Consider the following 9,483-nt stretch of genomic DNA (forward strand, 5'->3'; position numbering starts at 1 on the left):
TTATCATTCAAATCCTTAATGAATGAAATACAAAATAATTCTACCGTTACTTTTAATGGCTCTTTTTTCCAATTGTAAAAAAGCAGAAAACAATTTATCCGTCAATGAGGATACAAATGCATTGTCGGTATTAGATAAAAAAAATGAGAAGGTAAAATTTGTAAAAAATGATACCGCAACTCCTGACTCGGAAACTCTAGAAACCGAGCAAAAAATAATTAAAGAGGGAAACATTCGTTTTGAAACTAATGATTTAGAAGCGACATATACTCAAATACAAAAGGCTGTAAAAAATCAAAACGCAACCATTCAAAATGATACAGAAGGCAAAGATTATAACTCTATATTTAGAAAACTAATCATTCGCATTCCCAATCAAAAATTCGATGTTTTTTTAACTGAAGTTTCTAAAGGAATTACCTATTTTGATAATAAAGAAATAACTTCTCAGGATGTAACTGCAGAATATATTGATATGAGTGCCCGACTAAAAGCTAAAAAAGTTTTAGAAAATCGCTATCTTGATCTTTTAAAAAAAGCAAATAAAGTTTCTGAAATACTTGAAATTGAAGCACAGCTTTCTACTATTCGCGAAGAAATAGAGTCTAAACAAGGACAATTAAATTATTTGCAAAATCGCGTTTCCTTTAGCACCTTAACTATTGAATTTTACAAACCCGTTGCAGGTGAGAGTGGCGTTACAAGTTCTTACGGAATGAAAATCTGGACTGCAATAAAATCTGGATTCAACAGTATTTCTAGTGTGTTTATTGTTTTGATTAGCATTTGGCCTTTTCTGATTATTCTAACTGTTTTAGTTTATTTTATTAAAAATAGACGTAATACAAAAAATAAAAAATAATGTATTCTTTCCTTAAAAAAAAATTCATAATTCCCGTTGTAGCAGCTACTTTTCTATTTATAGGCAGCAGTTTTAAAGACGATTTTTTTGAAATTGCCAAGCAAATAGAGATCTTCACTACGCTTTTCAAAGAACTCAATAAAAATTATGTAGACGAAACCAATCCTGGAGATTTAATGGATAAAGCAATTAAAGGAATGCTTGCCAGCTTGGATCCTTATACAGTCTATTTTAACGAGCAAGATGTACTTCGTTTTAAGATAAATAATACTGGAGAGTATACTGGAATTGGGGCTTTATTGACCAGAAAAAAAGAGCAGTTAATCATCAAGGAAGTCTATAAAAATTTCCCTGCTGATAAAGCTGGTCTAAAAGCGGGAGACGAGATCATTCAGATTGGAGACGTCATTTTAGCGGATTACAAAGAAGAAGCTTCTAATCTTTTTAAAGGAACCAAGAATACCAAAATTGACATTAAATTCTTGCGTCAAGGAAAACCAAATACTACACAAATCATTCTGGATGAAGTCGAAATAAAATCAGTTCCATTTTATGCTAAAATTGATGATAAAACAGGATATATCGTATTGGCACGTTTTAGCAAAAAAGCATCTCAGGAAACCAAAGAAGCTTTAGAACAACTAAAAAAACAAGGTGCAGAGCGCATTATATTAGATGTTAGAGACAATCCCGGAGGACTTTTGAATGAAGCAGTCAATATTTGCAATCTTTTTGTAGCAAAAAATGAAATTATTGTTACCACAAAATCAAAAATAGAAAAACACAACAGTACTTATAAAACAACCCAAGATCCGGTAGATACACAAATTCCGTTGATTGTATTGGTGAATGACAGAAGCGCTTCTGCCTCAGAAATTGTAGCAGGCGCTTTACAAGACTTAGATCGTGCGGTTGTAGTAGGAAGTCGCAGTTTTGGAAAAGGATTGGTTCAGAGACCAGTTGATCTTACCTTTGGAACACAACTAAAAGTGACTATTTCACGCTATTATACGCCTTCCGGAAGATGCATTCAAGCTTTAGATTATTCTAAGAAAGATCAAAACGGAATGGCTATCAAAACAGAGGAGAAAAATTATACGGCCTTTAAAACCAGAAAAGGGAGAACTGTTTATGACGGCGGAGGAATTCAACCCGATATTGAGATGGAAGAAGCAAAATCAAGTCCGATTACAAATGCTTTGATTCGCAACGACGGAATTTTTAATTATGTTACTTCTTACTATTATAAAAACCCTAATTTAGGATCCAAGATTCCTGTGATTTCCGATACAGATTATGCGGACTTTAAACAATTTTTGAAAACTCAAAATTTCTCGTTTGATACAGAAACGGAATTGGCTTTGAAAAACACTTTGGCTATAGCCAAAAAAGAAAAACTAGACGAATCGATACAATTAGAATACCAACAATTATTATCGGCACTTCAAAAGAGCGAAAATAATTTATTAGATAAAAATCAAAAAGAAATAAAAAGTTTGATTGTTAATGAGATTATAAAAAGATTTCAATATCAAGAAGGTTTGTACCAATATTACATACAAAACAATGCAGAAATCAAAAGAGCAACAACCGTTCTTAATACTCCTGCAACCTATAATTCGATTTTAAAAACATGATAAAAAAGTCAATCAAAATATTGGCTCTACTGTTCTTTAGCTGCTTGTCAGCTCAGGATAAACCTGTGGAAACCGTATATTTCGAATTTGACAAATTCAATCTTTATGAAGATCAAGTAAAAGGGATTTTAAATTTTTTGAAAAACACCGACACTACGAAAGTAGAATCGATTCAGATTTATGGCTATTGCGATGATCGAGGTGCCAATGATTACAATTACGAACTTTCTAGAAAAAGAGTCAATACCGTTCAAAACATCCTAACTGAAGCAGGATTTAATAAAAATAAAATCATGATTTTTGAAGGTAAAGGGCGTGTTCTTTTAAAAAAAGAAGAAGAATCTAACCTCTCCGAAACCCGTTCCAAAAACAGACGAGTCGATTTATTTCTTGTTAAGAAAAATAGTTTTGGAAAAGGGATTTACAATTCCTTTCAAGAGAACCATAAAACAGGAGATCGTATTTATCTTGAAAAAATTTTATTTAGAATGGGAAGTAGTAAATTAACGGAACAGTCTAAAAAAGAATTGGACAAAATTGTAACTTTATTACAACAACAAAATACAATGGAATTTAAAATTATTGGTCACGTCTGTTGTACTCCATCTTATTTCAATGATGCTATTGATAAAGAAACATTGCAACGCAAACTTTCGTTGAATCGCGCCAAAAATGTTTATAAATACTTATTAGACAAAGGCATTAATAGCTTAAGAATGCGTTATGCAGGATATGGCAATAAATTTCCTTTAGGCCAAGGAGAAGAATTGGACCGCCGTGTTGAATTTTTAATATTAAAAATTTAGTTAGCCTTTAATCATTTCAATATGCGGAATATCATCTTCTAAATACATTTCGCTGGTTTGTACAAAGCCGTGACTTTCATAAAACCTTTTAAGATACAGTTGTGCTCCTATAGTTATTTTTTGTTCGTTAAAGTGATCTTGAATTCCATTGATAGCGTTGCGCATTAACTCATGTCCCCATTTTCTATCTCTGTACTTTATTGCAACGGTTACTCGCCCAATAGAAGCATTATCAAAACTAATACCTGGTTTAAAAAGTCTGGCATGTGCAACAATATTATCATCATATTTACCTATTAAATGCAAAGCCACTTTATCTTTACCGTCAAGATCTAAGTAAACACAATTTTGTTCTACAACGAATATCTCGCTTCTTAATTGTAATAAATCGTACAGTTCATGAACAGAAAGCGCATCAAATGTTTTTATTGTCCACTGTATTTCCATAGGTTTATTTAATTTTAAATTACAAATAAAAGCAATTACTAACTATCTTTTGATGATTACAACTGATTTTATAATCGCTTCTAGTTCATGCATTAAGTCCCTTTTGTCTTTTGATGGGGCATAGCAAAATCCTTCTAAAACTAATATCCGGTTGTACTCGGTATCTACAATGGCGTAATTGATAAAAGGGCCAGACATAAAATCATTATTTAATTGCCAAGTTCCTTTAGTTTCGTAGGTTTCTTTACCGTCGTGATTGCTCTTAAAAAGATAAGGTGCATACGCTTCTTCTGTCAGCATATTGGTATTGGGCTCTTTTCCACTAATGTATAATTTACCAATAGAATCGCGCATTTTTACAATACAACTTACAAAATCACCATGCTTTTTTATGGTACTAAGTGGGACTTGGTATAGTAAAACACTATTGTTCCCACCTATAATTTCTTTTTTGAGCCACATAAAATTACTTTTTTGAAGCACATAAGCATAACCAGAAGGGATTTTGATATCAATATGAAATTTATTAGCAATCACTTTAGGATCAATTAAGGAAAGGCTATTGATTCTTTGATTCTCTTCTATTTCCGCTTTTTTAATGATTTGAATCATTTGAGGTGCATGCTTTTCTATGCAATCAATAATATCAGTACTTGTTTTTCCTGAAATATGAAATACGTTTTGCGGAGCGGCATATTGATTTTTACGAATTTCAAACTTATTTTGTATATCTTTTTTCACAACGATAATCGCGCGCGTATCGGTCATAAATCCTTCTAAAAGTTTTGTGGGATATTGATTGATATTAAACAAAGGCTCTTCTTGAGGCAAGCCAATTACAGGTGCGGCAAACTTATTTCGAATGCTATCTCCAACATCGCCGTTCCATAATTGATCATCAATAATTACGGAGATGGTATTTATTTTCCCATTGGTTTTACGAGGTAAACCATCATTCTCTTTTTTACAAGAAAATAACAAAAGAGAAATACAGATAATTAGAAAATGGGTCTTATTCATTACTACTTTATTAAGAAATAAAACCCAAATTTATAGAAGTTTATTGTATTATCCGTTTATTTTTAGCTTCATTCCAGGTTTAATATCTTCATTGCTAATATCATTCCATTTTTTTAAATCAGCGATAGTTGTTCCAGGATACTTTCTTGCGATACTAAAAAGGGAGTCTCCTTTTTTAACGTAATAATCCGTTGTAGCTTGTTTTGTAGTTTTGTTTTTAAAAGAATCAACAGTTGCTTTGTCTGTAACAATTACCACCTCATCTTTGGCAACAATTAATGTTTTTCCAATAGTAAGCGTGTTATCTGCAAGTTTGTTCCAGTGTTTCAATTCCGTTAATGAAGCTCCAAATTTAGTAGCAATTGTACCTAAATTATCTCCTTTTTGAACGATGTATTCGATATCCTTACGTTCTTGCTTAGCCACTACTTCTTCATTAGTTTCCATTTCCTTTGGAGAAACTTGTAAAGCAACGCCATACTGTACATTATTATTTGCGAGTCCGTTCCATTCCTGAAGTTGGGCTACTGTTACGTTATACTTTTGGGCTATAGCACCTAAATTATCTCCTTTTTGAACGATATATTGTGAACCTGCATCTGTGGGACTCGCATCACTATTTTTATTTGACTTAGCAGCTAAAGCTTGATTTTTTGAAGTAGTAATTTCAGAAATAATATCATTTTTAACTTCTTTCTTAACGGCTTGCACTTCATTCTGGTTGGTTATTATCTTTAAACTTCTTCCATAAGCAACTGCATTTCCTTTTAGATTATTCCATTTTTTTAATTGAGCAATAGAAACATCATACTTATTGGCTACAGCACCAAGGTTGTCTCCTCGTTTTACCTTGTAATAAGTGGTTTTTGATAGTTTAGAAGTCTTAAAGTTAGAATTATTACTATTGTTACTAGCTAGCGCTTTTATGGCTTGATATGGCTTTTCTCTTTGGTCTAGTTCATACTCCGTGTAAGCGTAAACTTTATCTTCATTAGAAGCAAAAATAGCTACTTTATCTTGAGGAAGTCTCAAATAGTGATTTTCATCATTATAAAAAGGGACAATGTTAAGTTTATACGATGGGTTTAAAAGTTGCAATTGTGCGATTGGAACGTCTAACAAATCCCCTAATTGTTTAAAGGTGATTTGTTGTTTAATTCTAATGGTATCGGTAGCAAAATGTTTTACAGCTGCTCTTTGTGGTACAATACCATGTTCTTTGTGGTATTCATAAAGATACATTGTAGCAAGGAAAGCGGGAACATAACCTTGCGTTTCTTTGGGTAAATTTTTTCTAATGTTCCAGTAATTTTTTTGTCCACCAGAACGTCGAATCGCTTTGGCAACATTTCCAGGTCCTGAATTATAGGAGGCTAAAACCAAATCCCAATCGCCAAACATTTTGTACATATTTGTCATGTATTGTGTGGCGGCTGCACTAGATTTTAAAGGATCGCTGCGTTCATCGATATAAGAATCGATTTTTAACCCGTATTGCTTTCCGGTATGATACATAAATTGCCATAATCCAGTGGCGCCCATTTTAGAAATTGCTCTTGGATTTAATGCAGATTCTACAACAGCTAAGTATTTTATCTCAAGTGGAACATTTTGTTTGGCCAAAGCTTCTTCAAAAATTGGAAAATAATATTCTGAAAAACCCATTAATCGCTCAAAAGATTTTTTCCTATTTTTCAAAAACGATTTGATAATATTTTCTAAACCTTGATTGTACTCAATATTGAAAGGAGATTTGGCATCCATTGCCGCTAATCTTTCCTTTAAAAGATCCGTTGGCAATTCGTAATCCACATCGGCGTCTATATTAATAGTCTCAATGTCTTCTGATATTGTTTTATAAAGGTCTAAACTTGTCAGTTCCTGCATCCATAAGCTATCTACTCGGGCAGCTAATTCATTTTTAACAAATGTTTTCTTGATAGAATCAAGATAGGATAATTTAGGTTCAAATTTATCAATTACTCTGTTTTCATAACTCTGCTGTGAAAATATCTGTACTGAAAATAATAGAAAAAAAGATAAGGTGGTATTTTTTATAGTCATAACGTTGTGATCAAATAGCTATATTTCAAATGATTAGAAAAAGCATAATTTACAAACATAATAGCTAAAATCTAAAATCCCGCGCAAAAAATGTTAAAAATGCAATATTTAGCTTAATTGTGCGTATTTTTTGACTAATTCTGCATGAAAATAGTTTATAGGATACTATTCGTAATTTTATCAAACAAAAAAACCTTAACAATACAGTATCGTTAAGGTTTTAAGAATTGTTTAACAGTTTTTTAAGACTATATTATGGTGCTTTATAATACTAAAAAGAATTTATATTGTTTAATAATTAGTCAAGGATTGCAGCAATACCGGGCAATACTCTGCCTTCAAGCATTTCTAACATCGCTCCTCCACCTGTAGAAACATAACTCACTTTATTTTCTAAACCAAATTGTTTTACGGCTGCTACAGAATCCCCTCCACCAACTAGAGAAAAAGCTCCTTTTGCAGTTGCTTCAGCAATAAAATTACCTAAGGCAATCGTTCCATTTGCAAAATTTTCAAGTTCAAACACGCCTAACGGACCGTTCCACAGAATAGTTTTAGAGGCTAGTATTACTTCTTTAATTTTTTCTAATGATTTTGGCCCAGCGTCTAATCCTTGACATCCGTCCGGAATTTTATCAACAGCTACAATTTGTGTTGCTGCATCATTAGAAAAAGCATCCGCAGCCACAACATCAACTGGAAGATGAATTTGAACCCCTTTTTCCTTGGCTAGTTTTAAGATCTCTAGTGCCAACTCCATTTTGTCATCTTCGCAAATTGAATTGCCAATTTTACCTCCTAGTGCTTTTACAAAAGTAAAAGTCATTCCCCCACCAATAATCATGTGATCCACCTTATCCAAAATATTTTCGATAACGGTAATTTTAGACGAAACTTTAGATCCTCCTAAAACTGCTGTAACTGGTTTTTCGCTATTTTTTAAAACTTTATTCAAGCTTTCAATTTCTTTGGCTAACAGCAAACCAAAACATTTATCTTTTGGAAAAAACTGAGCAATTATAGTCGTTGAAGCGTGTGCTCTATGAGCAGTTCCAAAGGCATCATTTACATAAATATCACCCAGACTAGCCAGCTCTTTTGCAAAAGCAGCATCTCCAGCTTCTTCTTCACTATGGAAACGTAGGTTTTCTAACAATAGTACTTCACCAGGTTTCAAATTGGCTGCAGCAGTATTAGCTTCTGTTCCCACACAGTTGGATACAAACTGAACCGGCACTCCTAAAATTTCAGAAGTTTTTGCCAAAATATGTTGTAAAGAATATTTCTCTTCAATTCCTTTAGGTCTCCCCAAATGAGACATCAAAATAACACTTCCACCTTGGGCAAGAATAGCATCAATGGTTGGTTTTGCAGCTTCAATACGCGTGGCATCAGTCACTTTGAAATTTTCATCCAAAGGGACATTAAAATCAACACGAATTATTGCTTTTTTATTTTTGAAATCAAAATCATTTAAAGTTCTCATTGTATATTTTTTAGTTTATTTTCATTGATAGCTCAACAAATATAAAATTTTTAAAAGAGTTTATTTTTGAAAATTGATGAATTACACCTTATAATTGAAAATTGAATGCATAATTATTTTAAAAAATTATTAAAAAATTAAAAAAGCAATTCATTAATCATGAACTGGACTTTGCGTACAAGGACAATTACTAACTCCTTGTAAGAAATCAAATCCTAGAGTTACCACGTGAGTTCCTGAATTATAAGCCGCTAGTTGATTTAATGTCAGTTGGTAGGAATATCCAAAATAAAAACTTGACTTTTTAAGACCCAACATTGGACCAACATTTAAAGGTTTAGCTACTTGATCGTTTAAGAAACGATATGAAATTCCAGCCCAATAATAATCATCGTATCGATTGTACTTACGGTACTTCACATTTAAATCGGTACTAGAACGCTTATCACTTGCAAAATACTGAATGTAGGTTGAAGGTTCAATCTCGGCTCTTCCATCACCAGGAACTTTAAAAACATATCCAGAATAGATCTGATAGTTTAAAAGTAAAGTTGGCTCTACTCCAACAAAACGATCTGCATTTTTGCTTAAAACATTACTAGCATTAAAACTGATGTAATACCCTTTATTACGGTACAAAAGTCCCACATCAAAGTTATTGTTGGCTACATATCTGTTATTGGTTATAGCAGCATCTGGAATTGGACGTTCATAAGTGGTATTGAACTTATCAATATCAATTTTAAATGTGTTGATGTTATACGAAAGACCAAAAGACAAATATTGCTTGGAATAATAATCTAATATCAAGTGGTGGGCAAAGGAAACCTTTGCTCCGGTTTGTCTGGTATATCCGTTGCTGTCATTGTATAAAGAGACACCAACACCCGATTGGTCAGCAATTCTAAAGTCAGCATAAACCGATTGATTATCGGGAGCATCTTTTATCCCAACCCACTGCGTCAATCCATTTGCTCTAATTCTAAAATTATCACCTATACCCGCAAAAGTAGGAGAAACGACAAAGTTATTATCAGCCAAATACTGAGTAAAAACCGGTAAATTTAACTCTTGACCGTAGCTGTAGGTTACAGTCAAGAGTAGTAATGAGGCAATTATTTTTTTCATTCTATTTTTTTTCAATTAAGAGAATACAATCAT

The 9,483-nt window shown here is 32.6% G+C and carries 8 protein-coding genes; 3 read left to right on the forward strand and 5 right to left on the reverse strand.

Annotated elements, in window-relative coordinates:
- Positions 1–22: 22 nt before the first annotated feature.
- The 3 genes from H2650_RS02825 to H2650_RS02835 are packed head-to-tail and all read left to right on the forward strand — an operon-like array spanning position 23 to position 3,305.
- Positions 23–862 carry a DUF4349 domain-containing protein gene (locus H2650_RS02825; RefSeq protein ID WP_255462782.1) on the forward strand — a complete coding sequence of 280 codons (840 nt, stop codon included), beginning with the start codon at positions 23–25 and terminating at the stop codon, positions 860–862.
- On the forward strand, positions 862–2,499 hold the full coding sequence (locus tag H2650_RS02830; protein ID WP_188049240.1) for a S41 family peptidase: 1,638 nt from the start codon (positions 862–864) through the stop codon (positions 2,497–2,499). The genes H2650_RS02825 and H2650_RS02830 overlap by 1 nt, the downstream gene beginning before the upstream one ends.
- Entirely contained in the window at positions 2,496–3,305 is an 810-nt protein-coding gene (locus tag H2650_RS02835; RefSeq protein ID WP_188049241.1) for an OmpA family protein, read from the forward strand. Before H2650_RS02830 ends, H2650_RS02835 begins: the two co-directional genes overlap by 4 nt.
- Here H2650_RS02835 and H2650_RS02840 read toward each other — a convergent pair whose 3' ends face one another.
- From H2650_RS02840 to H2650_RS02860, 5 genes are all read right to left on the reverse strand, one after another.
- Entirely contained in the window at positions 3,306–3,752 is a 447-nt protein-coding gene (locus tag H2650_RS02840) for a GNAT family N-acetyltransferase (protein ID WP_188049242.1), read from the reverse strand.
- 42 nt (positions 3,753–3,794) lie between these two features.
- The gene (locus tag H2650_RS02845) at positions 3,795–4,772 is read right to left on the reverse strand and encodes a DUF4837 family protein (RefSeq protein ID WP_188049243.1); all 978 of its coding nucleotides are present in this window, start codon (positions 4,770–4,772) and stop codon (positions 3,795–3,797) included.
- Positions 4,773–4,820: 48 nt separating this feature from the next.
- On the reverse strand, positions 4,821–6,836 hold the full coding sequence (locus H2650_RS02850; RefSeq protein WP_188049244.1) for a LysM peptidoglycan-binding domain-containing protein: 2,016 nt from the start codon (positions 6,834–6,836) through the stop codon (positions 4,821–4,823).
- Between the two features lie 298 nt (positions 6,837–7,134).
- Positions 7,135–8,322 carry a phosphoglycerate kinase gene (gene pgk / locus H2650_RS02855; RefSeq protein ID WP_188049245.1) on the reverse strand — a complete coding sequence of 396 codons (1,188 nt, stop codon included), beginning with the start codon at positions 8,320–8,322 and terminating at the stop codon, positions 7,135–7,137.
- Positions 8,323–8,475: 153 nt separating this feature from the next.
- Positions 8,476–9,450, reverse strand: a complete 975-nt coding sequence (locus H2650_RS02860) for a type IX secretion system membrane protein PorP/SprF (RefSeq protein ID WP_188049246.1) — start codon at positions 9,448–9,450, stop codon at positions 8,476–8,478.
- Positions 9,451–9,483 lie beyond the last annotated feature (33 nt).

The organism is Flavobacterium sp. GP15 (genome assembly GCF_014281985.1).
In the GTDB taxonomy this organism is placed as follows: domain Bacteria; phylum Bacteroidota; class Bacteroidia; order Flavobacteriales; family Flavobacteriaceae; genus Flavobacterium; species Flavobacterium pygoscelis.